The organism is Natronolimnohabitans innermongolicus JCM 12255 (genome assembly GCF_000337215.1).
In the GTDB taxonomy this organism is placed as follows: domain Archaea; phylum Halobacteriota; class Halobacteria; order Halobacteriales; family Natrialbaceae; genus Natronolimnohabitans; species Natronolimnohabitans innermongolicus.
The window spans coordinates 26380-52544 of record NZ_AOHZ01000018.1 but is presented as its reverse complement, the minus strand read 5'-3'; the positions used below and the strand labels follow the sequence as shown (position 1 = coordinate 52544).

The 26165-nt window shown below is 64.1% G+C and carries 20 protein-coding genes; 8 read left to right on the top strand and 12 right to left on the bottom strand.

The genetic code is table 11. The features are described from left to right. Window positions 1-502: 502 nt before the first annotated feature. Window positions 503-1198, bottom strand: coding sequence for a helix-turn-helix transcriptional regulator (locus tag C493_RS24190; RefSeq protein WP_049889115.1), 696 nt, complete (start codon window positions 1196-1198; stop codon window positions 503-505). Window positions 1199-1549: 351 nt separating this feature from the next. On the opposite strand from C493_RS24190, the gene C493_RS04020 reads away from it, so the two are divergent. The 4 genes from C493_RS04020 to C493_RS04005 are packed head-to-tail and all read left to right on the top strand — an operon-like array spanning window position 1550 to window position 6999. Then, on the top strand, window positions 1550-2947 hold the full coding sequence (locus tag C493_RS04020) for a nucleotide sugar dehydrogenase (protein WP_007258127.1): 1398 nt from the start codon (window positions 1550-1552) through the stop codon (window positions 2945-2947). Continuing rightward, window positions 2944-4059, top strand: coding sequence for a DUF354 domain-containing protein (locus C493_RS04015; RefSeq protein WP_007258126.1), 1116 nt, complete (start codon window positions 2944-2946; stop codon window positions 4057-4059). The genes C493_RS04020 and C493_RS04015 overlap by 4 nt, the downstream gene beginning before the upstream one ends. Then, entirely contained in the window at window positions 4056-5015 is a 960-nt protein-coding gene (locus tag C493_RS04010) for a glycosyltransferase family 4 protein (protein WP_007258125.1), read from the top strand. The genes C493_RS04015 and C493_RS04010 overlap by 4 nt, the downstream gene beginning before the upstream one ends. After that, complete coding sequence (locus tag C493_RS04005; RefSeq protein WP_007258124.1) at window positions 5005-6999, top strand: hypothetical protein; 1995 nt, start codon at window positions 5005-5007, stop codon at window positions 6997-6999. Before C493_RS04010 ends, C493_RS04005 begins: the two co-directional genes overlap by 11 nt. 1001 nt (window positions 7000-8000) lie before the next feature. Here the strand turns inward: C493_RS04005 and C493_RS04000 are convergent. Beyond that, window positions 8001-8408 carry a metal-dependent hydrolase gene (locus C493_RS04000; RefSeq protein WP_007258123.1) on the bottom strand — a complete coding sequence of 136 codons (408 nt, stop codon included), beginning with the start codon at window positions 8406-8408 and terminating at the stop codon, window positions 8001-8003. Beyond that, on the bottom strand, window positions 8408-9406 hold the full coding sequence (locus C493_RS03995) for a DUF1616 domain-containing protein (protein ID WP_007258122.1): 999 nt from the start codon (window positions 9404-9406) through the stop codon (window positions 8408-8410). Before C493_RS03995 ends, C493_RS04000 begins: the two co-directional genes overlap by 1 nt. A 370-nt stretch (window positions 9407-9776) precedes the next feature. Between C493_RS03995 and C493_RS03990 the strand changes: the two genes are divergently transcribed. Continuing rightward, entirely contained in the window at window positions 9777-10361 is a 585-nt protein-coding gene (locus tag C493_RS03990) for a DUF7344 domain-containing protein (protein ID WP_007258121.1), read from the top strand. A gap of 36 nt (window positions 10362-10397) precedes the next feature. On the opposite strand, the gene C493_RS03985 is transcribed toward C493_RS03990, so the two are convergent. Further along, entirely contained in the window at window positions 10398-10892 is a 495-nt protein-coding gene (locus C493_RS03985; protein WP_007258120.1) for a DUF7344 domain-containing protein, read from the bottom strand. Between the two features lie 144 nt (window positions 10893-11036). Continuing rightward, on the bottom strand, window positions 11037-12737 hold the full coding sequence (locus C493_RS03980; RefSeq protein ID WP_007258119.1) for an asparagine synthase-related protein: 1701 nt from the start codon (window positions 12735-12737) through the stop codon (window positions 11037-11039). Between the two features lie 229 nt (window positions 12738-12966). Between C493_RS03980 and C493_RS03975 the strand changes: the two genes are divergently transcribed. Continuing rightward, the gene (locus C493_RS03975) at window positions 12967-14301 is read left to right on the top strand and encodes a polysaccharide deacetylase family protein (protein WP_007258118.1); all 1335 of its coding nucleotides are present in this window, start codon (window positions 12967-12969) and stop codon (window positions 14299-14301) included. 204 nt (window positions 14302-14505) lie between these two features. Here the strand turns inward: C493_RS03975 and C493_RS03970 are convergent, their stop codons facing one another. From C493_RS03970 to C493_RS03960, 3 genes are all read right to left on the bottom strand, one after another. Further along, window positions 14506-15741, bottom strand: a complete 1236-nt coding sequence (locus tag C493_RS03970; RefSeq protein WP_049889114.1) for a PKD domain-containing protein — start codon at window positions 15739-15741, stop codon at window positions 14506-14508. Window positions 15742-15900: 159 nt separating this feature from the next. Beyond that, window positions 15901-17061, bottom strand: a complete 1161-nt coding sequence (locus tag C493_RS03965) for a sugar-transfer associated ATP-grasp domain-containing protein (RefSeq protein WP_007258116.1) — start codon at window positions 17059-17061, stop codon at window positions 15901-15903. A gap of 123 nt (window positions 17062-17184) precedes the next feature. Next, the gene (locus C493_RS03960) at window positions 17185-18174 is read right to left on the bottom strand and encodes a glycosyltransferase family 2 protein (protein WP_007258115.1); all 990 of its coding nucleotides are present in this window, start codon (window positions 18172-18174) and stop codon (window positions 17185-17187) included. A gap of 130 nt (window positions 18175-18304) precedes the next feature. Here C493_RS03960 and C493_RS03955 point away from each other — a divergent pair, with 130 nt between their 5' ends. After that, a complete protein-coding gene (locus C493_RS03955; RefSeq protein ID WP_007258114.1) occupies window positions 18305-19573 on the top strand; it encodes a polysaccharide deacetylase family protein in 1269 nt (422 codons plus the stop codon). Then, window positions 19573-20643 carry a glycosyltransferase family 2 protein gene (locus C493_RS03950; RefSeq protein ID WP_007258113.1) on the top strand — a complete coding sequence of 357 codons (1071 nt, stop codon included), beginning with the start codon at window positions 19573-19575 and terminating at the stop codon, window positions 20641-20643. Before C493_RS03955 ends, C493_RS03950 begins: the two co-directional genes overlap by 1 nt. Before the next feature lie 307 nt (window positions 20644-20950). On the opposite strand, the gene C493_RS03945 is transcribed toward C493_RS03950, so the two are convergent. From C493_RS03945 to C493_RS03930, 4 genes are all read right to left on the bottom strand, one after another. Then, window positions 20951-22591 carry a flippase gene (locus tag C493_RS03945; RefSeq protein WP_007258112.1) on the bottom strand — a complete coding sequence of 547 codons (1641 nt, stop codon included), beginning with the start codon at window positions 22589-22591 and terminating at the stop codon, window positions 20951-20953. A gap of 164 nt (window positions 22592-22755) precedes the next feature. Continuing rightward, window positions 22756-24393 (bottom strand): hypothetical protein, encoded by a 1638-nt coding sequence (locus C493_RS03940; protein ID WP_007258111.1) that lies wholly within the window; start codon window positions 24391-24393, stop codon window positions 22756-22758. A 316-nt stretch (window positions 24394-24709) separates the two neighbouring features. Further along, window positions 24710-25366 carry a helix-turn-helix domain-containing protein gene (locus C493_RS03935; protein ID WP_007258110.1) on the bottom strand — a complete coding sequence of 219 codons (657 nt, stop codon included), beginning with the start codon at window positions 25364-25366 and terminating at the stop codon, window positions 24710-24712. 126 nt (window positions 25367-25492) lie between these two features. Beyond that, on the bottom strand, window positions 25493-26014 hold the full coding sequence (locus C493_RS03930) for a hypothetical protein (protein ID WP_152421091.1): 522 nt from the start codon (window positions 26012-26014) through the stop codon (window positions 25493-25495). Between the last annotated feature and the right edge of the window lie 151 nt (window positions 26015-26165).

Here is a 26165-nt window from a genome sequence, read left to right as displayed (position 1 = left end):
GGCGGATCGGCCCATTACTATACCACGAATAAAACATCGGCTATCGGGTGAATAAGTCGGAAATCTATTGCAGCTACTGCAACGATCCCGCTGAACGGCTTACTTCCGTCCAGTTCTCCGCCGAACGCCGACCGATCGATGCGGCCGCACCCGGCCAGGATCGGGCCGTTCGAGACGACGGTGTCGTGGCGCCGTCACGGGGCTGGCGAACCGACTGCTGCCTCCGGCGTGTGCGCTCAGGCCCTCGACGCGAAGCGAGCGCCGTGCCGCAGACGATCCCACAACGGGAAACTGCAACCGAAACGCGAGGCCGCGCCGCCGTCTGACGGTGAGACGTGTCTGGACGGAGACGGGGTACGGAAACCGACTGCGGCGACACGGCAGTGTCGAACTGGACGCAGCGAGAAAGCGAAACGTGGCGAAACCGAACCGACGTCGGGGAGAATCCGTCTGGCGCGATGGATTCGTCCCGATTCCTGGATGATGTCTCTTCGTCGAACGGTTACGGAACCGGGTCCGGGTTCTCGACGTCGTCCGACTGCGTCGCGTCGTCGGCCGACCGGTCGGACAGTGTGATAACGTTCTCGCGGCCGACCGACGACTTCTCGATCGTGTCGTCGGCGTCCATCCGCGAACAGATGCGACTGACCTTCGACTTCGACCATCCGGTCTCGTCGGCGATTCGGTGTTGCCGGAGTCGACCGTGGTTGGCGACGAGGAGTCGGACGACCTCCCCTTCGTCGCTTAAGAGTTCGGACGGCGTTTCGGGAGCGATGTAATGTTCGAACGACTGGTGATCGTCGGTGGGTGAGCTAGTTGGCTCTCGCTCCGTCGACGCCGTCGACGACTCGGTGGTTGCAGCCGCCGATGCGCTCGGTTTCGCGTTCGTCGCCGATCGAAGTGTGCGGGACAACTCGACGTCTCGTTCCGACAGTGCGTCTGCAACTCGAAGGGCGACGAGACCGCATACCAGCAAGAACAGAACCGCAATTAGGACCACCTCGGCGGGCGACGTAAGCCGGAGCAGCGAGGATCCCACCGCGGGCCCACCAGTGTTCGTTGCGGACGTTGGAACGGGTGGGGCCGAAACGAACGTGTGTGTGGCGAGCCGGTGAGCCGACGCCGGGATCGCATCGATAGGCGCGCTGCTGTAAATCGCCGCGAACGGGACGTAGCTTCCGATCTGAGGTGGCACCATGGGTGTTGCGATTCAGTGGCGGTCGACGGCAACCGCGTCGGACGATTCGGAACGGGAGCCGCGCCGACCGCGAGGATATCTCGTCGGCCATCCCCCTTCATTATAGATCTGTATAGTGGCGTTTAACACCCTTCTAAGCCGCCTGCAGGAGCCGTCGAGGAAATCGAGATGCGCGGCCCACAGCGGCCACAGCGGGCGCGGTTTCCGTCCGATGTGCTCGGTGAAACCGTTTATTCCGGCTATAGTAAACCGCCCGGCCTGTCTCTCTCGACTCGAGGATTCACGACCACGAACAGTAGGAAACCACCGTCACACGCGGTCGTGTGTCGGCTCAGCGAACTCATCTCACGTATGACTACGACACTCAGCGGCACGGAGAACCGAGCGGACCGGCGAGGAAGCGAATACACGTTCGACGCGACCGAAGAAGGTGCGTCGGACGAGCAGATCGACGAGAGCGCTGCCCGAGAGGCGACGATCTGCGTCGTCGGTCTCGGCTACGTCGGGCTCCCGCTCGCGGTCGGTTTCGCGCAGTCGAACTACCGCGTCGTCGGCTACGACGTCGACGAGACGACCGTCGAGCAACTGCAAGCGGGCGTCGATACGACCGGCGACCTCTCCGACGACGCGATCCAGGACGGAGACATCTCCTACACGACCGACGCGGCACAGATCGGCGACGCGGACTACGTCATCATCGCCGTGCCGACGCCGATCGACGACGACGATCAGCCGGATCTGCGCTACGTCGAGAGCGCTGCAACGACTGTCGGCTCGAAGATGAAACCCGGGACGACGGTGGTTCTCGAGTCGACGGTTTACCCGGGAACGACCCGCGAAGTACTCGCGCCGGCGCTCGAAGAAGCCTCCGATCTGACCGCCGGCGAGGGCTTTTTCGTCGGCTACTCGCCGGAGCGGGCGACGCCCGGCGACGAGGCCCACGGGCTCGCGGACGTCGTCAAAGTCGTCGGTGCACAGAACGAGAAGGTGCTCGACGACGTGGCGGCTCTCTACGAATCGGTCGTCGACGCCGGCGTCCACCGCGCGCCGTCGATCGAGGTCGCCGAGGCCTGCAAGGTCGTCGAGAACACCCAGCGCGACCTCAACATCGCGTTCGTCAACGAACTCTCGATGGCCTTAGAGCGGATGGACGTCGACGCTGATGCCGTCCTCGAGGCCGCGGGCACGAAGTGGAACTTCCACGATTACCGACCGGGGCTGGTCGGCGGCCACTGCATCCCCGTCGATCCCTACTTCCTCGCGCACCGATCGGCCCGCGAGGGATTCGAGCCCGAACTCGTTCGGACGAGCCGGAAGGTCAACGAGTCGATGCCCGACCACGTCGCCGAGTTGACGATCAAGGCCTTGAACCAGTGTCACAAGACGCTCTGTGAGAGTCGCGTCCTCGTGCTTGGGCTCTCCTACAAGCCGGGCGTCGGCGACATCCGGAGTTCGAAAGTCGCCAACGTCGTCGAGCGCCTCGAGGAGTACGATATCGACGTTACCGGCTTCGATCCGTTCGCCGACCCCGAGGCCGTCCGCGACGCGTTCGGGATCGACGTCCAGGAAGCGGTGTCGTTCGACGGGTTCGACGCCGTGGTTGTGACGACCGGTCACGACGAGTTCGAACGCCTCGACCTCGAGAACGTGGCGTCGGCGCTCGAATCCGATCCGGCGCTTGTCGACACGACGGGGACGTTCGACGAAACGGTAGCACAGGACGCGGGCTTCGTCTATCGACGGATATGACGGCACACAGCCAGCCGCTCGCGGAGGAACCCGCGCGGGTTATCGTGACCATCCAGCATCCCGGTCACGTCCACTTCTTTCGCGAGCCGATCGAGACGCTCCGGACCCGCGGCCACGAGGTGTTCGTCTTCGCCCGGGAAAACGACGTGGCGATCGACCTCCTCGAGGCGTACGACATCGAACACGAGGTGCTGGCCGGTGCGTCGGACTCGCTGCTGTCGCTTGCGGCCGTCCAGGCCACCTACGAGGCGAAGCTACTGCGTCGGGCACGGCGGATCGACCCGGACGTGATCACGGCCATCGGCGGCGTCGCCGCCGCCCACGTCGCGTCGATGCTTCGCACGACGAGTCTCGTCTTCTACGATACCGAGCACGCGACGCTGGTGACGAAGCTGGCCTATCCGTTCGCGGACGTCATCTGCACGCCGTCGTGCTATCGGGGCGAGATCGGCTCGAAACAGGAGACGTATCCGGGCTACCACGAACTCGCCTACCTCCATCCCGACCGGTTCACTCCCGATCCAGCGGTCCTCGAGCCGCTCGATCTGGCGCCCGACGACCGGTTCGCCGTCGTCCGCCTCGGTAGCTGGGAAGCCTCTCACGACGTCGGCCACGCCGGATTCGACGATCCCCGCGAGATCGCCGATCGGTTCGAAGACGCCGGCGTGGAGGTCCTACTCTCGGCGGAGGGCGAGCCGCCGGCCGACCTCGAGGACTACCAGTTCGAGACGGCCCCGGAGCACTTGCACGACCTGCTCGCCTACGCGGACGTCGTGTTGAGCGAGGGCGCGACGACCGCGGCGGAAGCCGCCGTCCTCGGTACGCCGGCGGTCTACGTCAACCCGCTCTCGCTGGGATACACGTCCGAACTCGAGGAGACGTACGGGCTCTGTTTCGAGTACACCGGCGAGATGCGCCACGTCCGCGGCCTCGAGCGCGCCGTGTCGATACTCGAAGAGCCCCCGGAAACGTGGCCGCGCCGGCGCCAGAAACTGCTCGCAGACCGAATCGACGTCTCGGAATTCGTCGTCGAGAAGATCGAAACGCTCGCGCGGACGTCCGCGTCGAACCGCTCGAACTCGACACCAACGACTGATCCAAGCCAAGTATGAAGGTCCTCCAGCTGGTCACCTCGCCGCGTCCGTTTTTCGATCACCAGGTATCGGTCCTGGAAGCGCGCGGCGTCGACTGTACGGTTCGTCCCGTTCCCGGCGCCGACCGCGACGGCGGGCGATCGCCCGCCGACTACGCCCGGTTCTATCCGTCCGTCCTCTCCGAGATCCGCTCGGACGACTACGACCTGGTCCACGCGAACTACGGGCTGACGGCGCCGGTCGCACTCGCCCAGCCGACGCGCCCGGTGGCGGTGACTCTGTGGGGAACCGACCTGATGAGCGATCGGTCGTGGCTCCGGACGTGTAGCCGAACCGCCGCCCGTCTCGCCGACGCGACGATCGTTCCGAGCCAGCCGATGTCGGCGGCGCTCGAGACGGATCACCACCTGATTCCGTTCGGCGTCGATACCGACCTGTTCCGGCCGATCGACCGCGACCGTGCCCGCGAACGTATCGGCTGGCAGACTGATCGACCGGTCGCACTGTTTCCGTACGATACCGACCGCGCCGTGAAGGACTTCCCGCGGGCGCGACGGCTCGTCGAACGGGCCGACGTCGACCTCGAGTTGCGGTCGGTCTCCGGCGTCGACCACGAGGAGATTCCATACTACATGAACGCGAGCGACGTTCTTCTGGTGACGTCGAACCGCGAGAGCGGACCGATGGTCGTCAAGGAGGCCGCCGCCTGTAACCGTCCGGTCGTTTCGACCGACGTCGGCTTCGTCCGCGAGACGCTCGAGGACGTCACAGACTGCGTGGTCAGCGACGACGACCGCGACCTGGTCGCCGGCCTCGAGCGGGCGGCTACGGCTCGCCGTCGGACGAACGGTCGCGAGGCGATCGACGACCTGAGCCTCGAGGCGTTAGGCGACCGACTGCTCGAACTGTATCGCGGACTCCTCGACCGACCGGACTCGGCGAGCCGACCGGCGGGGGGGAGCCATGGTACGTAATCCAGTTCGCACGATTTCCGAGCACCGCCCGTTCCGACTCGACACGGTCGCCGCGATCGTTGGGCTGTTGCTCGCGCTTGCGTTGCTCCCGCTGCGGTTGCTGGCGTCGCAGATCTACCTGAACACCGTCCCGATAGTCCTCGGTACCGCGTGTGCGCTCTATCTCGTCTGTCTCTACCAGCAACAGCGCTCGAGCGGTCACGAGCAGTTGGCGCTCCCGTCGCGGATCACGATGGCGCTTCCAGCGGTCGTTCTCGTCGGTCTCTCGGGGCTGGTCGCGCTGACCGTTCTCGAGGGGTCACGAACGGTTCGCTTTTTCGGACTGGCGAGCGTCGTCGGGACGCTCCTGATCGGCCAGATCGTCTTCGCGACCGACGACGATTTGAACGTCCGCCTCCTGTTGCTCCAGATCATCGCGTTCGCGTTCGTCTTCCGGTTTACCGCGCTGTACGCGACGCCGGGATACGTCGGGATCGACGTCTGGACGCACATGGCGCTGACCGAACAGATCGCCTCCGAAGGCGCGGTTAGTGGGATCTCCCACGACAAACACTACGCGTCGCCGTTTTACCACCTGCTAGTAGTCGCGTCGTCGCTCGTGTTCGACGTTTCGCTGCGGACCGCGCTGTATCTCTCGCTGGGAGTTGCGATGCCGCTCTCGGTCCTGTTGGTGTACGCCTCGACGAACCTGCTGGTCCCACAGCGGTGGGCGACGCTCGCGACGGCGCTGTTTGCGATCGCCAGTCACGTCTCGATGTGGGGTCTGCACCTCATCCCGACGAGTATGGGACTCGTGTTCTTCCTCGGGTTGTTGTACGCCCTGCTCCGCGTGATGCGCATCGAGTATGCGGTCCGCGACTTCTCGTTGCTCCTGTTGATGAGCGTCGCCGTCATCCTCACCCACCAGGTCTCGACGTTCATCATGCTCGTGTTGTTGCTCGCGGCGTTCGTCGCTCAGCTGGTGTTCGAGATCGGGCCGCTCGGACTCACGCGACTCGATACGAGCGTGTTCCGGACGAAGAAACCGGTCAACCTCATCGGCCTCGTCGTCTTCAACTTCGGGCTGACGATCTTCGTCTGGTCGCTGACGCCCTACCGCGAGCAGTCGTTCCTCGCGACCGTCCTCAGCTTCTTCTCCCAGACCGTCGAGGAGAGCGCCGGCTTCCTGAATATCGCGAGCGGAACGACGGCCGACGAGGAGGCCGAGGAGGGGGCCGCCGAGGCCGCGACGACGCTTCTCGATCAGGCCGTTCCGTACATCGACACCCTCGGCTTCCTCCTGCTCCTCGGTGCGACGTTCGTCGGCTGTCTGTACATCGTCCACCGTCGCCGGGCCGAGCAATCGGTGTTTACGCTGTTGCTCGCGTCGGCGTTCATGCTCGTGTTCGTCCTCGGCTTCCCGATGTTCGGGATCCACACGTTCATCCCGACGCGCTGGTTCGCGTTCCTCTACGGGCCGATGGCGATCCTCGCCGCGATCGGGCTGCAAACCCTCCATCGCAACCTCTCGCCGCGACTCCTCTTCACCGTGTTGTTGCTGTTCGTGCTCATCTATCCGGGCGCGATGGTGATGGCCGCCGAAAGTAACATCGACAACCCGGTCTTCGACAATCAGCACGAACGACTCGCGTACGACGAGTCGGAACTCGCCGCGGCGGAATCGATCGGCGCGATGACCGGATCGCCGGACGGGAGCGAAATCCGTCCGGATCAGCGCCTCTACACCGACCACCCCTATCAGACGCTGATAACCAGATCCGGGGCCTATTCGGCGACGTTCACCGCGACGGTTCCCGACGGGGAGAGTGCAGATCACGAGTACACGGTCTATCGCTCGGCCGCCTCGAGCGAGGCCGTCTACTTCCAGGACGCCGACGGCGAGGGGCGGATCGAGCAGGTCTCGCAGGATCGACTCTGCGGGCCGGATCAGGCCACGGTCTACACGAACGGTGACGTGACGATGTGTACGCCCGGCCCAGGCTAGTACCCTCCCAAGCGTCGACTGATGGGGCGAATCGGACCATACCGCATGATTCGCCCCATCAGTTCAGGCTTGGGAAGCCACTATAGTAGCCACTGACCGTCAGTGCACACCTGCTCGCAGTACGGCGTCGCGAGCAGTGTGTAACTCGTTTCAGTGGCTACTATAGGCTCTCTCGGTTCCGAATTCGAGGTTCGATCCTCAATCCTCGAGTCTCGACTCGACCGTCGGTACTGATTTTTTCCTCCCCCGAGTGCTCTTGTGGCCAGGACGGCGCTATCGGAGCAGGCCGATACACACCGGTCGCACAGCTTGCTCACGTCGGGCTCACGGGCCGTTCCGCTTCGTTTGCATCACGGTTCGGAGCGAACGACGTGAACGAGAACCGCGCTCGTTCCCACCTTCCGTCCGTCGTACGATCGGGCGTGCAGTGGCGTTCAGTGGCCATCGAGTGACCGTCGACTCGAGGGTCACACAACCATCCCTCGCCAGGAACGGTCGTCACAGCCGACACAGCGTCTCGAATCGGCGACTCGCTATCCCGCGCCTCATCGGTAGTCACGACGGTGTTGTCGCCTTCTGCCTCTCCGGCAGCGACTGGTTCCAACGCTGACTTCGAAGCCGCTGTGGCACTCGCCGCTGTCCAGCGCGCCGGAACGTCTCGCCTGATATCGCTGCCCGACGGACGGAGACCGTCGTGTCGCGTGAACTAACTCGAGGGCGTCGGATCCGTCTTCGAACGGGTGCGTATTCCAGGCGAGAAACGATCGTCGAGAAGGAGCGAACGACGGCTCGATCCTCGAGCGGGACGTCGATACGGGCGGCCGATTCGGCGCGCGTTCGGACCGTCTCGTAGACCGCGTACCGGCCGACCGGAAACGGGTCGGAACGGCGGAACGACCGTCTCAGCTCGCGCCAGCGCGGCCAGTCACGCGGCGACCCGCGGCGTCAGCCCGCCGGCGGCGAGTTCGTTCACGTAGCGGAAGAAGTACACGACGAAGTGATCAGAAACCCACCGTGTCGGCCGCCGGTGGCGACGCGAACGGCCAGAGGACGACCTCCAGTACGACGCCGCGATCCGGCCGGGGAGGGTCGTAGACGTCGGTCACGAGGTGTGAGGCGTACGCGAGCGCGAACGCACCCGGAACGAGGCGATTCTCGATTCCGCGGCGGACCGCCGCGGCGTAGACGGCCAGACAGACGAGCGGCGCGACGAAAATCGAGTGACCGATCGCGTAGCCGGTCTCCGTGACTCCGAGCGTCCAGGCGAGCGGTTTGTCGATGAGATCCGGGAGCTGCGAGCCCCCGACGACGGCGGTCGTCTCGCCGGTCGACGGCGACCGGCGACGGACGCCGTTTGCCAGCAGCGAGTACAGTACGTAGGCGACGGCCAGGTGCTCCCACGGCCACATTACTCGACGTCAACCGGGAGATGGATCGTCTGGTACGCGTCATCAGTGGTCGGTTCGGACGGCGCGTCGTCTTCGAAGAGCAACAGCGTCAGCCGAAGATCGCTTCCCGTCATCGTCGGTTCGATCTCGAACGATTGTTCGTCGGTCTCGCCGTCGGCGACGGTCGTCGACGCTCGGTCGAGTTCCTCTCGCTCGGTGACGTTCGCGTTCTCGTCGTCGCCATCGCCGTCGCCGATCCGCTCGAGTATCACGACGGTCTCGTAGTCGCGTTCTTCGTGTTCGTTGTTGGTGATCGTCGCTCCGAGCTCAGCGGTCTCACCTGCGGAGTACGTCGACTCGTACATCGTTTCTGTATCTCCAGTTACGTTTTCGGTTTCGACCGCGAACTCGGTGAATCCGTCTCCCTGCGATGGATTGGCAAGGGCGAACCCGGCCGTCGCGACGAGGAGGAGCAATCCAATCGCGATGGCGACGTTGTACGGTCGCGGATTGACTCGGTCGTACACTCGCGGCCCGCGACGGCTGAAGAACAGGGACCCGAGCGAAACGCCCGGCAGAAACCGTCTCTCTGCCGGACAACGGTATCGAGCGATGATCGCGAGGAGGCAAAGACCGACGGTGAGTAACGCAATCCCGGGGAGCACCGTTTCGAGGGCAATACCCCTAGGGGTCACGGAGGTGAAAAGGGTAATCGCCGGAACGAGTGCAATACTAAATGCAACTGACAGGCCGACCCGTTCGATCGGTTCGAGTCCGCCGGCGACGAGTCGCGGTGTCTTGAGTCCGGTTTTCTCTCGGTCGAACGACTGGTATTCGTCAGTCGGCTCCGATGGAAACAGCACGGAAACAAGCGCATATCCCGGAAGGAAGCAGACGAGCGGAATCCCAAGTGCGATTCTGATCGCTCCCTCAAGTCCGGAAAGAATCCCGAGCGTGAGGGCTCCGGTGAACGCGATTACTGCCGCCAGATCCAGAAACCACCACTGGTTGTCGCTCATCGTGGTCGGAAAGACGACCGTCAGGGGGTTTATTATCGGCACGATAAGCCCCGTGAATTGGGGGTCGTCGGACGGCCGTCAGACGCCCATATATCACATTCTCGATACAGAATCTGCTTAAGTAGGTTCCGCCGGTTCTGAACCGTTCTAGATCCATAAACAGTTACAAATTCAATATTTACCTGGCCGAATAAATGTCTATCGTCTTAGCTAAATACGGCCGATTTGGAATCGTACAATCGAACATACAGGCCTTCAGACGCCGTATATCTGCTGTTATGAAATGACGTGAAAAGTCTTCATAGCGAGTGAAAATCAACCAAACGAGAAATCTTTATTACCCCCTTCTGATTAGGAGGTTACTGGCGCGATGAAAGCGAAACATATCAGCTCCGAAGAAGTGAGTGAACAGGAGATGGACGACGCGGATGAGAGTCCAGATGTGGCCGCGTCACTCTCGAAAGACGAACTCTTTCACCTCCTGCAAAACGAGCGACGACGGCTGGTGCTCAGATTCCTCCGTGGCACTGAAGAGCCGGTTCGTATGCGCGACGTCGCCGAGCAGGTGGCGGCGTGGGAACACGATACGACCGTCGAGGAACTCACCTCGAAGCAGCGCCAGCGCGTCTACATCCCGCTGTACCAATCGCACCTGACGAAACTCGATGAGGCAGGGCTCATCGACTATCAGAAGAGTCGCGGGATCGTCGAGCGGAAACCTGCTGCCGACGTGGCCGACCGGTACCTCCAGGTTCCGGCGGACGATACAGCCGACGGTCGACAACCCGACGCCGCCTGGACCGATTATCACATCGGCTCGACGGTCCTCGGATTCGCACTGCTGCTTGGCACGGTGCTCGAGCTCCCAGTCATGTCGCTGCTCTCTGGGGTCGCACTGAGCGCGCTGATCTTGCTCCTCTTTACCGTCGCGACGCTCGGTCGCGTGTTCAACTGACGATTTGCCACCCGCTACGACGCCGTTCGAGGTGATTTAGACGGGAATCAAACCCGCGACAGCTGCAGTGGTCGCCGCAGCCACGAGAAAACACACGACGACCGCGAGTTTGAGACCCAATGAGACGATACCGACTCCACTCGACGAGCGACGGCTGGCAGCGTCCGCCTGTACCGTCGAACGTTCGACGAGCCCCTGTTCCTGATCGAACTCGATGTGACCCGCCGCTTCGAGCGACGGCAGTCGAGTCTGATAGAGGCGTTCGTGAACCGTCGCCCACGTCTCTACGGGCGGCTGCTCAGGGTAAGTCAACCGATCGACGATCTTGTCGACAGTTACGGGCGTCTCCATCTCGTCGAGTACGGCGAGCAGTTCCTCGTCGGTGTCCGGGAGGTGGTCCTCGGCAGAACTATCGTTCGAGAACTGTGTTGATGGTGAGCGATAGATCGTGACACCTGAACCGACGTCACTGGAGCTATCGCCGGCGGAGCCTGCCGACGTCGCGTACAACCAAAACGGCGTCAGACGCATATTCCGCGGTAAAACTGCGTGGTATATAAGGATTGTTACGGTTTATCGGTGGGCACGTCGGCGATGCGGACTTAGCGACGTGCCAACGACCGTTTCGGTCACTCGAATCAGGCGCGAAACCATTCGACTCGCGCAATCGACCGATTAGTCGGCCGTAAACGCGGGTTGTGCGAGCCACGGCAGCGATCGATTCGGCGCCTCGTCGCAGAACTCGAGCCACGAACGGAGGTCGACGAGTCGCAGTTTGTGTCTCACAGGGAGGTCGTGAACGTGTTCAAGATCGGCCAGAAACCGCTGATCGAACTCGTATCGGTCGAACAGCGTCTCGCGATCGGGCCACGGCGGTTGGAATGACTCGAGTAACGGCGTCTTTCGGCGGACGAACCGCTCGACTTCGTTGAGCAACGCTCCCTCGTGGGGCCGATCCGGCGGTCTGTGCTGGAGTACCGAGTCGTCGAGGCGCTCGCAGGCCTCGAGGAAGGTTTCGGTCGTCCGGTGTTCGGGCGGCGTCCGGAGGTGCCAGTCGATCAGTTCGCGGTCGGTTGCCAGAAACGACGTGATGAACTGATCCGCCAGGTGCGTGTGGAACGGAACCGAGGGCTGATTCGCGATGCCGACGCAGGTCAACGTATTTTGAACGCTATCGGCCCGGGGCGCGCAAGCGTCGACTTCGTCGGCGATCGCTCCGCGGAGATAGGACTCCGGCTCGACGCCGAACGACGTTCGATCGGCGAGTGCGGCGCTGGCGTCGGGGCTGTAGCCGAACGTCTCGAGCAGTTCCGCGACTGGATCGGGATCCGGATCGAGCCGGCCGGTCGGAATCCGCTTGTCGAGGACGTCGAGCGTCGTCTCTGCGGTGAAGTGGCCGCGAAAGAACGTATCGGAGAGCAGCCCGTGGAACATCGTTCCGACGTCGATCTCGTCGGTGTAGCCGGCGTGGTGAATGTGCAGCGACTCCTTGATCCCCTGTGAGTACTGAACTTTCGCGTCGTCCGGTCGAAGGTATCGTTCGTTCGGCGGAAACGCCGTGTGTGTTGCATCGTACTGTTCCGCGAGTTGGCGTGCAACCCGTACCTCTCTGGCCTCCGGGGCCCCGACCGTGTAGCTGTGTTCGATCTGGGGCTGTCGGGAGAGGACGATGCGCGAATCGAAGCCGGCCGAGAGGAGAACGCCCGCTGGACCGGGCAGTACCGATCGGCGCTGGAACGCGCGCTCGAGTCGATCGGCGAGTTCGGCCGCGTAGTCGAACTCCGACGGACGGTAGACGAAGCGGTCGAGTGAGTCGACCGACGACGGCGTGAGAACGCTGTCGATCGGTAATCGCTGCAGTTCCTCGAGTGCGGTCTTCTCGCCGAGTGCAACGCCGAGGTGGAGAAACTCCAGGACGCCCTCTCGATCGACCGTCGGCTCCGAGACCGTCCGACCGATCGCGGCCGCGTCGGTTCCGAAGACGCGGTCCCCTGGTGTATCCGTGTAAAAACACTCGCGGGACCGAACGGGATCGGTCGCGACGATCGCTTCCTCGCCTGTCGCCGGCTCGAGTACGACGAGATACGAGCCGTTGAGCGCCGAGAGCGCGTCGCGGCCCGCCGTTTCGTATCGGTCGAACAGCCAGCGAGCGGCGTTCGTTTCGGCCACGTCGTCGGGGGTGTAGGCCTCGCCCCAGACGACGCAGAATCCGCCGTCGCGTTCGTCGCTGCTCGTCCAGCCGGGCGTTCCACGATCGGGATCCCTGAGCCCGACCGTCACGGACGAGCCGGTGAACACCCGATCGAACGCATCGCTCGATCTGAATCGTTCGAATGCCGCTCTGTCGCCGAATATGCCGAAGAGTTCCCTGTTCATCGGAGACCACCGCAGTGTCGTTCGGATGGGCCGCCGTGGTCGCACAGACCGCGACTGCGGTACCGCTCCCATCGCGAACGCGTACGTCCTGTTTGCTCGAATCCGTCCGACGTTTACTATGGCATTGTTAAGGTCTGAAGCAGCCAGAATCGTCTGGCTCGATCGACCGCCGAGTGCCGTCTATTGGACCTATAATAATGGGCCAACTGTCGCTATCATCGGCCCGCCAATGTCACAACAGCGACCAACCCGACGCCGAGTTCTCGCACTGTCGAGCGCGACTGCGCTCGCTGGCCTCGCCGGCTGTGCTGACCGTCTCGATTCGGTCGTCGGCTCCAGCGACGACGACGAGAACGGGAACGGAACGGACGACGAGTCGTCGGGCCAGGCTGCCGCACTCGCGGACGGCGTGCCTTCGCTCGAGACCGAGTACGATAGTCGCGAGCAGTACCGCCAGCCCGGGGAGTCGTTCGACGACTTCAGCGACCTCGACGACTGGGAGCTGATTCAGGGTAACGGCGAAGCCGACACCGACGTCGTGTTCGACGGCGACCAGAGCCTCCACCTGGAGTCGGACGGCGAGGAAAACATCGTCGCGCGCCGCTCGCTCAGCAGCGAGGACTTCACGGATACTGACTTCTCGTTTGCGATCCGGACGACGACGCCCCAGAACATCACGATCAACCTGCGGCTCGTTGACCAGTTCGGCAGTGCAAAGGTGTACTCGCTGCGCGAAATCAGGTACCGCGAACCCGACGTCGGATGGTTCCGCTCGAGTCCGGGCGTCTACGAGGAGAGTTCGTACGAACCGACGCTCGACGCGCTCGACTACATCGAGATTCAGGTGCTTCACACCATGGACGAGGCCGAGGTCTGGATCGACGACCTGCGGACCCACGAGACGCCCGATCAGGGCTACGTTATGCTCGTCTGGGACGACGGCTTCAGCGACTACTACGACACCGCCTCGCCGCTGCACGACGAGTTCGGCTTCCGGACGGTCCAGGCGCCAGTTCCGCAGTGGACCGAGCGCGGCGGCGACGACATCATGTCGGTTTCCGAACTGCAGGAACGCCAGGAAGAAGGCGATCAGATCGTCGTCCACGGGACCCACGATCCGATCCACGAATACGACGACGAAGAGGAGATCCGGAGGCGCCTCGAGACCGACAAACAGTGGTTCATCACCAACGGCTTCGAGGGCGCGGATTACATCGTCTACCCGCACAACAGCTACGATAAGACCAGCCTCGAGCACAAGACCGACTTCCACTACTGCGGCGGCTTCAACCAGGCCGGTGACGTCAACCTGACGAACGTCTACGGCTTCGACCCGCTGGCGCTGCCGCGAACGATCGGCCACGACCTCGACATCTCGAAGCGCTGTGTCGACCTCGCCGCGGAGCACAACCAGTGTACGATCCTGAACTTCCACACCTTCGAAGAGGACAACACGATGCCCGAGGACGATTACGAGGAACTGCTCGAGCACATCGACGATGCCGACGTCGAGGTCATCACGTTCGACCGGCTCTGGGAACTGCGCACGGAACAACACTACTGAGCGTACCGGAGTCAGCTACCTGTCGTCCACACACAGAACACCCCGCATCGACTCGCACACGACTGTACCGTGGTACCACGCCTGTTTTCTCGCCGTCTCCTCGAAGCGGTCATAAGAGCCTGCTGAACGACCGGTTTGAACTGCGACAGGGGATGTCGGCGCGTTCAGCGGGAGCGTGAGCGTGAGCGCGACACCGAACGAGTGTTACTTCGTCGACAGGGTTATCGACTCCGTCGCGGTGGCGCCGTCATCGTCGACGACGCGCAACACGACCGTATCGCGGCCGTTCGACCCGACCGTCACCTCGAGCGTCTCGCCGGATTTATCGAACTGTTCTGTCTGGCCGACATCCCACTCGTGGGTAACGATCTCGCTGTCCGGTGCGTGCGATCCCGACGCGTCGAGTTCGACCGTCTGCCCGGACTCGAGTGCCAGTTCGTCGACGTTTTCGGGACAGGTCTCGATGACTGGGACCGGCGAGTCGGCGGCCGCCGAATCATCGTCGTCAGCGTCGTCGGCATCGTCCTCGGTATCGTCCGCTGCGTCAGATTCGTCGCCGTCGTCGGTATCGTCGGTGTCATCCTCATCGGCGGACTCGTCCTCGTCAGGTCCGTGACCGTTGGCGGGTTCATCGAGCAGCAACTCGTTGGTCAGCAGCCGCTCGACGATCGCCGAGTGCCACTGAACTCGCGTCTCGAGGTCGACGTCCGTCGAGATCGTCTCGACGAGGAACGCGTCGGAACCCAGATCGCGGGCCGCCTTGTGGACGAGCAGCCCCATCGGATCGGAGTCGGGTCCGGAGAACGATCCGGTCTGGAACGCGAGTTCGGGGTCGTCGACGTAGTTTCGCGTGGTGTACTCGGCAGCGTCGTTCGCCGCGGCGACGGCCCAGCCCCCGTCGGAGCGGAAGATCGCCTGCCCGACGCCGTCGACGGGGTCGCCGGCGTACAGCCCGGTCGACTCGTGGAGGTCGATCACGACGTCGGCGTCGTAGTCGGCGACGACCGCCCAGATCTCCCGTGCGAGCTGGGTTTCCGGCGTCTCCCCTTCGGGGAACTGTCGGTTCAGATCGATTCCGTCGTCGTCCGTTCGCGTCCCGCGGTCGACCGCGATGGCGCTCGCCTCGGGAATCGTGACGAGCGTTCCGGCGTCGATTTGCCAGTCGACGATTGCGTTGGCCGCCACGTAGCCGGCGACCTCGTTCCCGTGGACCCCACCGAGGACGACGGCCGTCGGGCCGTCCGCCTCCGCCGTAGTGACGTGGACCGTCGTCTCCTCCGCCGTTCCGTCCCGGATCGTGAACGACTCGCGCGTATTCCCACCGTCGTCCCCGTTGTTACCATCCTGTGCGCCGCCAACCGCGACCATGCCAGCGCTCGTCAATGCAAAGCCGCCTGCTACTGACAGTACGGATCGTCGTGAAAGCGATTTCCGCTGCATTCCACATTTTCCATTACCTGCCCGCGTATTTACTATCGCGAGAATAATCGACGAACGTATCCGTTTGAGCGCCTCGAAACGATCGTGCAACGGTTGCCGAGAGTGAATTTGACAGCCGACGGCAACGAGCGACCGCAATACAACGTGGCCGACGAGCGGTCATCGGACGCCGTGTCGCGCGTAGAACCGGCGAACGCGATCGTCGGCCAACAGCGGTCCGTGGACCTGAATCGACTTGAGGCCGGGGTAGCTGTTCGCCTCGATAACGGTAAACTCGCCGTCGTCGGTGACGATCACGTCCCAGCCCACGTAGGGAAGGAACGAACAGGCGTCCGCCAGTTCGAGGACGCCCGCCCGAATCTGATTCCAGCCGGGTACTCGTTCGCCGGCGATCCGCGTCTCGATGTCCGGATGAACGGCGTACCACTCGACACCGCCGTCGTCGAGCGGTTGCGCCCCGGGACCGAGTTCGCCCGTCTCGAGGTCGATCGCCGCCGAGAGCCCGCCTTGCGTAAAGTTGTCAAGCGGTGCGGATTTCGTCGTGCCGATCCGGTGGACCGCCGCCGCGATGAACGGCTCGCCGGCTTCGGCATCGTACATCGTGATCACTCGGATCGTGTTCGGCGTCGCCGGATAGCGGCCGGCCGAGAACGACCCCTGTTCGACGAACTCGCAGACGAGGTACTCGTCGAGGGTCGAAACCAGCGAGCGGAATTCGGCTTCGGTGTAGCGGTCGTCGTTGACCCGGTAGCCGTCGTCGGTGCGCGAACAGAGCAGTACGTTGTTCCCGCCGCCGCCGTGGACCCACTTCAGGACCAGCCGTCCGTCCTCCTCGAGGCGGTCGACGACTCGCTGGGCGGCGTTTCTCGTCGCCGCGCCCGTCGACGCCAGCCGCTTCTCGCCGGCGGCTGTCGGGCTCTCGTCGTCGACGGCCGCCGAAATCGCCGAGCCGCCGTCGGTCATCTCGCGGTAGTCGCGTCGCTCATCGATCGGGTAGAATCCGCCGTCGCGGACCATGCCGTAGACCCCCGCTCGCTCGTCTTCGAACGGCTGCATGAGCCGATGGAACAGCAGTTTGTTCGACAGCGCGACCGACCACGTTCCGTTGATCTGTTTCGTCCCCACGAACCGCTGATAGTCGCTTACGTACTCGCGGTAGGTCGATTCCTCGAGGTCGTAGACGGCGTCGGAACGGCTGATGAAGCCGCGCCGCCAGAGCCAGAGTCGCCGGCGCACGGATCGGTCGACGTCGGACTCACGTTCGGCCGCGATGAGGTTCCGCACCGACTTGGCGGTGTGGTAGATCGATCTGACGTTCACGCTCCGAGAACAGTACCCCCGCCTGTTAGTTATCGAACCGCCAAGACAGTTGCAGTTACGACACGAACGCCCCGACTGCAAACGGAGACGGCGAAACGAACGGACGCGCCCGTCACCGACGCGCTACTCGGTCAGCACGCGTCGGACGGGCGTCGCCAGATACAGAAGCGTCACGACGAACGCGACCAGTATCGTTCCGACGATCGGGAGCGGCCGTCGTCGAACGCCGGTGCCGGCGGCCCAGCCGAGCCCGGGAACGGTCCGCGCCGGCACCGCGGCGCCGCGCAGGTACCAGAGTCCGCGGAGGAGCCGTCCCTCGGAGAGATACGCCTTCGCGACGAGCAGTCGGTGCGTGGCCCGGATCTCGTACCCCTCCGCTTCGAACCGCTCGACTGCGTCGGCGTAGGACGCCAGATACTGGTCGCTGGCCGCTTTGATGACGTCCGCCGGTGGCTGGCCCGTCTCCTCGCGGACGACCAGCGACTCGTCGACGTACGCGAGTTTGCCCGCCTCGAGTACCCGGAGGCAGAACTCGGGATCCTGGAACCGATCGAGTTCTTCGTCGAAGCCGTCGACCTCGCGGGCGACTTCGGTGCGGACGAGCAGCGTTGAGCCAGCATCGGGCTGGACGTTGTCGGCGAGGATCTCGCCGATTAACTCGTCGCCGCCTTCCATCGTCGGTTCCTCGTCGGCCCGCGCGAGCACGGACGCGGCGGCGCCGCGAACGTGCCCGTCTGTGCCAGACAGGTCGTAGCTCGTCTCACAGTAGACGCCGACCCAGTCGTCCGAACGGCCCTCGAGGGCCTCGAGTTGTCGTTCGAGCTTCGTCGGCTGCCACGTATCGTCGGAGTCGAGGAACGCGATGTACTCGCCGCGGGCGTACTCGATACCGGTGTTTCGGGCGACGTTCGCCCCCTGATTCGTCGCGTGGACGATCGGTCGAACTCGCGGATCGTCGTAGTCCGCGAGCACCGACTGCGTCTCGTCGCTCGAACCGTCGTCGACGACGACCACCTCGAGGTCGTCCATCGTCTGTTCGAGCGCGCTGTCGATCGCGCGGGGAAGCGTCTCGGCTCTGTTGTATGTCGGAATAACGACGCTGACTCTGGGCATTTCCTCCCACTCCCGTCGCGCGGTCCATTATTATCGCGTCGCTAAACCCGTCGACCGGCGACGTTCGACCGCCCCGACTCGCCGTCTAAGAGCTCTATAAGAAAGACCAAACGGCTCATCGGGACGGTCAATGACGCACAGGAACCGACGAACGTTCGTGACGACCGTTGCCACCGCCGGAACGATCGGCCTCGCCGGCTGCCTCTCGAGTATCCGCGGGGACGATGACGACGAGTCGTCGACCCAGACGGACCAGGGCGGCGACGGCGACAATGGCGGTACAGACGGGCCAACGCTTCCGGGCGAGTCGATCGACGACTTCGAGACCCTCGAGTGGACGTCGATGATCGACGCCGGCCGTCTCGAGGCCGACACCGACGATCCCTACGCGGGTTCGCAGTCGGCGCGGCTGTTCGCCGACGAAGGCACCGACCGCGCCGCGATCTACCGGACGTTCCCCGGTGGAACCGACCTGTCCGAAAAGACGCTCTCGCTTGCGGTCTCCTTCAGCGACCGCGAGCAGCTACACCTCACGCTCGAGTTGTTCGCCCCGGGTTCGGGGAACGCCCACCGACTGGAGCGGACGCTCACCGGTCCGACCGACCGCTGGGTCCGCGTCGACTTCGGCATCACCGGCGTCGACGGGCAGCCGAATCTCGAGAACGTCCGCGAGATTCGCCTGGCGGCCCGCCGTCGCGGCGATTCTGACGGTGAGATCGACTGCCGAATCGACGACCTCCGGGCGATCGACCAGCCCGACGATGGCTCCGTAATGCTGCTGTTCGACGGCGCCCTCGAGAGCCACTACGAGACGGCCCTCGAGCACACCGAAGAGTACGGCTTCCCCGGCGTCGAAGCGGTGCTCTACGAGGCGCTCGGCGACCCCGGACGGCTCTCGGTCGCCGACCTCGGGGCGCTCTCGAACGCGGGCTGGGAGATGGCTGCACGGCCGCGGACCGGCGCGCAGTTCATGCACGAACTCTCGCCCGAGGAACAGGAGGGGGCGATCAGGCGAACCCAGTCGTTCCTCGAGAGTCGCGGTTTCGAAGACGGCGCGCGCCACTTCGTCACGCCGCGAAACGTGCTCGGGCCGGAGACGATCGATCTGGTCCGGGAGTACCACGACACGGCGTTTCGCTTCGGCGGCGGGCCGAACGGGAAACCGCTGACGGACCCCCACAACGTCGGCTTCTTCTCCGGTGGGGCCGGCGAGACGACGAAGCGGTACGTCGACTACGCCGCCGAACACGGCCAGCTTGCGGTCTTGCACTTCGAGGAGATCGGTGGCGACGGCCTCTCGGAGCGGGCGTTCGAGGACCTCCTCGAACACATCGACGACGCCGACGTCGACGTCGTCACGCCGAGTGATCTGCTGGAGTCGACGGGGGAACGCGACTGATGTATCGGGGGCAGACCGTCGGCGTCGTGATGCCGGCCTACGACGAGGAGGGGTTCGTCGGCGACGTGATCCGCGAGATGCCCGACTACGTCGACCGGATCTACGCGATCGACGACCGGTCGACCGACGGAACCTGGCGGGAGATCCTCGAGGCGGCGCGCGAAGACGCCGGCGCCGGCGCCGACGTCGATTCGGACCGCGACGCGGCCGACGAAACGCCGCTGCTGACCGACGGCGGCGCGTCGGCGCTGTCCGCCCGAGCGACGGTCCGCGATCCGATCGGCCGGGTCGTCCCGATCCAACACCACGAAAACCTCGGCGCCGGCGGCGCGATCAAAACCGGCTACCTCGCCGCGCGCGAAGACGGCGTCGACGCGACGGTTACCGTCGACGCCGACGGGCAGATGGACCTGTCTCAGATGCCGCGGTTGCTCGACCCGATCGCCGAGGGCGACGCCGACTACGCCAAGGGAAACCGGCTCCTCTCGCGCGAGTACCGCGCGGCGATGCCTCGATTTCGGTTCGTGGGCAACGCCATCCTGACGTTCCTGACGAAGATCGCCTCGGGCTACTGGAAGACGATGGACCCCCAGAACGGCTACACGGCTATCTCGGGCGACGCGCTCGAGGCCGTCGACCTCGAGGGGCTCTACGAGTACTACGGCTACTGTAACGACCTGCTCGTGAAGCTGAACGTCCAGGGGATGCGCGTCGCCGACGTGGCCATGCCGGCCGTCTACGGCGACGAGGAGTCGAGCATCACCTACTCGCAGTACGTCCCGAAGGTGTCGACGATGCTGCTTCGCAACTTCCTGTGGCGCCTCAAGACGAAGTACCTCGTGCTCGACTTCCACCCACTCGCGCTGTTTTACCTCGTCGGCGCGGCGGCCGCCGGGGTCGGCGTGCTCGGCCTGACGCTGCTGCTCGGCGCGGCGTTCTCGAGTCTCGTCCCCGCTATCGTCGGCGGCGCCTCGAGTCTGCTGTTGGTGCTCGCCGGCGTCGCGTTCTTGCTGTTCGCGATGGTGTTCGACATGGCCGAGAGCGAACACCTGGAGCAGCAGGTGTACTGATCGGTCGCGGCGTTCGTCTACTCGTTCTCCTGGTTTCGCCGTCTCGTTTCCGTCCCTCGTCACCGTCCCACTGAGCCGCTGTTTCGATCACCGACTTGCTGTTACTCTCACCACTCGAACTCGAGGACGGCACGGTTCGGCCACACGATGCGCTCGACGCACCGATCGAGCGGCGACAGACGCTGCACTCGTCGACGCCGTCGACTCGCCCTTGCGGTTCCGACGGACAAAAACGAACCCCAACTCCCACTCGCCCTCGCGACACGCTCGAGTCGGATCGACTGCGTCCCGACAGCGGCGAGTCGGGTCAGGGAAGGAGTATCCGGAGTCCGGGCTCGAGCAGTCCGAGCGCGAGCCCGGAGACCAGCAGCGAGAGACCGGTGACGAACAGCAGGTTCTGGAACCAGCTTCGCGACGAACTGATGCCGACGTTCTCGAGTCGCCGTCGGATCGCGCTCGCGTGCGAGCCGACGGGATCGGGAAAGGCTGACAGAACCTCGAACGGTTCGGCCGGGTTCAGGGCGCCGACCAGCAGCGCGAACCCGACGAAGACGACGAGTCCGAACGGCGGAACGACCGCGAGCGCGAGCCACGGGTTCGAAATCGCCGACGCGAGGGCGACGATCGGACCGGCCGCGAGGACGGTCGCCAGCAGCGACCGACCGAGTCGCGCGTCGGCCAGCGGATCGAAGCCGACCTGGCGAGCGCTCCAGCAATGGAAGACGAACATCGTCCCGTAGCCGACGCTGGTTGCGGCCGCGGCGCCGTGCATCCCGTAGCTCGGGATCAACACCGCGTTGAGGACGAGGTTGATCCCTGCCGCGGTTCCGGTGGCCGCGATCGGGTACCGAAGCGTCCCTTCACCCTGCGAGACGGCGAGAATCGGCCGGGCGAGCGCGAACCCGAGCGCCCCCGGGAGCAACAACAGCAGGGGCTCGATCGCCGGAACCGCCTCGGAACCGAAGTACAGCGGCACGGCGACGTCTGCAAGCGCCGCGAGCCCCACGGCCATGACGGCGGTCAGTAGGAACGTATACCGCGTCGTTCGGGACGCGAGGTCGGTAATCTCGCGGCGGCGGTCCTGGGACCACAGCTCCGAGGTCGAGTGGACGAAGACGGTCTGGAGCGCCAGCGGGACGAACCAGAGGAATTCGGCGAGTTGAAGGGCCGCCCGGTAGTTACCCACGTCCGCACTGTCCCTGAACTGCTGGAGCATCAGGATGTCGATGTGATAGAGCGACATCAGGAGGAACACGAGGACGATGCTCAGCGAGTTGAACGTGAGCATCTCTCGTCGGGGGAACCGCTCGCCGTTGCGAGGCGAATCGAAGACGGACGACAGCGAGACGCGTTGGTGGACGAGAAGCAACCCGGCGGTGGCGACGAGCAGACTCGCGACGAGGTGCCCCGCGAGCGCGCCGAGTACCCCCGCACCGAGGTAGACGGCCGGAATCGCGACCACGACGAAGCCGACCTTGTCGAGGATTTTCAACGGCTCCGAGTACCGCTCGAGGCCGAATCCCATGAGCGTCTTCCGAGCGTAGTCGCGAAACTGGGCCGTGACGACGAGCAGCGCGAGCGCGTAGAAGTATATCGCGAACTCCTCGCCGAACGCGAGTCCGACGAGACCGAACTGGGCGGCGAGAACCAGTCCGGCCGCGCCGAGGACGGCGAGCGTGATCGCCAGCCGAAAGTAGAAGCCGACGACGTACTCGCTCCAGTCGGCCGCGTTTCGATCCTCGGCGAGAAACTTCCGGACGCCGTCGGTGATGCCGGAACTGACGAAGATCATGTAGATCGCGAACACGGACATCAAGAACGCGTAGTCGCCGTACCCCGACGCGCCCAGAAACCGGTAGAGCAACGGGGTCGTGAGAATCGTGAGGACGAGTACGACGACCTTCGCGCTAACGACCGATGCGACGCCGCTCGCGAGACTCCTGTTCACGATATCACCCGCACCCCGGACCGTTCGAGCCGATGGGCGACGCTCGCCGTCGGCTGACCACCGTTCGACGTACTCACGGCTATCGATTGACTACGTGGAGAGGTTATTATACGGGTGTTAAACGGCTCGAAGCGGCGGATATCGGGGATATCGAAGCGCTCGACCTAGTAGACGTTCTGCCAGTTCGTGACGCCGCTGGCGCCGAGGTCGCGGATGCCGCCGGCCAGCCGGTTCTTCTTGAAGGACGGGTTCGCCGCGGACGCGTAGAGGCAGACGGCCTCGTTGTCGCCCGTCGACTCGAGGTCCGAATCGCGAACGAGCGACTCGGAACCGAGGTCGACGAAGGGGTACTGGCTGGCGCGCAGTTCGCTCCGGTAGACGGTCAGGTTGGAACCCGTGTTGACGATGGCGTTCCGGTCTGTGCCGTCGCGACCGCGCTGACTAACGTCGACGTGGCTAAATCTGCAGTTATCGCGCTCACACCGGATTCCGTCGCGGAAGCCGCTTTCGTCGCCCGCCTCGCCGGAGACGGTGAGATGCTCGACGACGACGGGTTCGGCCTTGGCGCTGTCTCGGAGCCACAGCGGGTAACCGCCCGCAGTCTCGTGCGTAATTTCGGTGTCGACGATCGCCGTCTCGCCACACTCGGGCGAGAGGACGATGCCGTGGTTGACGTCGTCGCCGCGCAGTCGGATCTCGACGTTTTCGATCCGGGCGTCGTCGCACGAGTTCATCACCGAAATCGCGTGACTCGTCGGTTTCGGCGAGGAGATATCGACGAGCGCGCCGTGTATCTCGATGCCCGAACCGTTCTCGATTCGGATGCCCCGCTGGGTGCGGTCTCGCGGGTGCGTCTCGTCGACTTCGACCGTCGGCCACCGGATTTCGCTGTCGTCGCCGCCGACGCGAACGTTCGCCCCGTTGCTGTTCCGGTAGCGGCCACCGCTGACGATGATCTTGCCGTCGCCACCCGCCGCGTACAGACCGTTGTTGGGGAAGCCGCCGAGCCAGCAGCGTCTGAACTCGAGGGTGCCCGCGTTCTGGTTGGCTTCGATCCCGATCGGACCCCGCCAGCGGTTGCCGTCGTTCGGCGTCTCCTCGACCCACTCGCCGCCGTCGGGCGCCCGGAACCGCTCGACGATTCCCGTCCCGTTCGGGTCGGTGACGCTGAACAGTCCGGGACCCCAGGTTCCGCTGTCGTGTTCGCCCCTGACCGTGATATCGCGCACCTCGAGGCGCTCGGACGCGTAGGCTTCGATCGCTCTGATCCCGGTGTCGGGCGCCGTCTGATCGACGTCGAACCCTTCGAAGCGGAGCCGTCGACCCGGGGCGTACGAGACGCCCAGCCGAAACAGCCGGTACTGGGGACCGTCGAACGCGTGGTAGTCCGCCGGGACGAGCGTCGCCCCGTCACCCACGAACCCGACGTTGTCAAAGCCCGTAAACCGAAACTGCGAATCCATGTAGTACCGCCCTTCGGGAAAGACAAACAGCGTATCGTCCGCTCGCTGGGACTCGAGAATCGGCGAGATCGATTCCGAACCGGTGGCGTCGGCACCGACGTCGGTGACGTCGACGACGCGGTCGTATTCGTCGTAATAGTGTTCGTACGCGCTCGTCGAGGCGCCAGCGCTGGACGCCAGACCGACGCTAGCGACACCCGCAGCCGCGATTCCGTGCAGTACCGTTCGCCGAGATCGTCCGGACGACACGTCGTCGTCGCTCGATCGACCGGCATCCCGTCCGGTCGATCGAGCAGAGTTCCCACCATCCGAACGCCACAGATCACTTCGTTCCGACATTGATAGTCACTTCTTTTTGAGTGATGAAGGGGTTCAGTATCTATGGATTCGGATAGCAAGTCTTTAAGTTCGAAATCGAGAACGTAATCACTCATTCACCTAATAGTTGCATCGAGCACAAGCAATTGGGGCGATAATAAATAGCAGATACAGGAACTCTCGAGCGTCTTCAATCGGAACTGTCGCTGTCTTACAATCATTTCAACTGACATACCAAAACTCGTTCTGAACGACGAATCACAGCTGTCCGACGGCTAGCGCAACTACCGTGACTACCGCCGAATCCCCCGTCGCTTTCCATCGGGCCACCGGTCGATCACTGATTGGGCATCCGATCGTTCTCGACCGTCGCCGCGATCAGTTCCGCGGTGGCACGCCGGAGCCGCTGGGAGACCGCCGAGTCCGAGATGCCGAGTCGCTCGGCGAGGTCATCCTGTGTCATTCCGCGCGGGATATCGAAGTAGCCGCCGTAGTAGGCCATCATCAGGATCTCGTGTTGCTGTTCGGTCAGATGAAACGTCCCGCTGTCGGAGATCGACGTATCGTAGAGCTGGGTCACGCGAAACGAGACGCCGCGGTCCCGACACCACGCACGGAACGCGGTCAGCGCGTCGCGGTCCGGGAGATACACGCGCGTAGACCAGCCGCGTTCGGCACTCGTGATCGCGAACACGAACAGACCGCACTCCCCACAGCGGTCGGGAACGACCTCGAGATCGGTCTCGAGGACGACGCGATAGATCGTTCGGTTCTCGAACGCTGCGATGCGCGTCGGCGCCGAGACCGTCGGATCGGACGCCATCGCCGACTCGATGGCCTCGTGATCGTCGCTGAACGCCGAACAAAACAGGTAGCGCTGCTCGTCGGAAGACGTCGCGTACTCGTACCGAAACGTCGTCTCGGGACGGTTCTCGATCGTCGCCGCTAACGCGAGTTCGTCGTGGACGAGGTGAACTTCGGCGATAAATCCCATGCGCTGGTCGTGGTATCGCTTCGTCCGTCGCCGCCGGGCATACCTATAGGCCGTGTAACTTACCGTTGCAGCGAATGGAACGTTGGTCGGTTCGCCGTCGCCGACGCGCCTCTAACCCGGTTCCAGTTAGTCGCGCTCGTCGGCGCTCGATCCCGTCACGCGGTCGGCCAACAGTTCCGAGATGGGATCGAGCGAGACGTACAGCCGCGCCGCGAGGATCGCAAGCGGCGGCAGCGCAAGCGCGAGAAAGACGACGTCGTAGACCCACGTCACCCCCTCGAGCAGCCCCACGAACGCCGGCTCGAGTCCGCGGTGTGCGACCAGGACGGCCGCGAGGACGACGAACAGGTGGACGATCGACGCCACGTCGTCGACGACGTCGTCGGGCCCTTCGAACGCCGAGCGCACGAGTTCGGCGAGCGCGGGCGCCAGCGACAGCAGGAGGCCGACGACCGCGAGCGTCACGACGGCGCCGATCACGGCGGCGAACGTCACGGACGTTCCGGGAACGAACCGACCAACGCCGGGGAGCACCGAGACGAGATAGAGAACGAACAGCAACGACAGCGCCGCGAGGACGAGTTTGGTGATCGACTGAACGGTCTCTCGCTCGAGCGATGCCGGAGCAGTGTGGTTCGTGTCTGCCATCGTACAGTCTGGCATCCCGGACGAGTCGACAAATAACTGTTCGGTAGTTGTGACTGTCTGTTCCCGATTTACTACCGTTCATGACCGTTTAGCGTCGGTGTGGCAAGCGACGGCCGAGCGTGCCATCGAAAAGGCGGCGGTCGGATTCAAA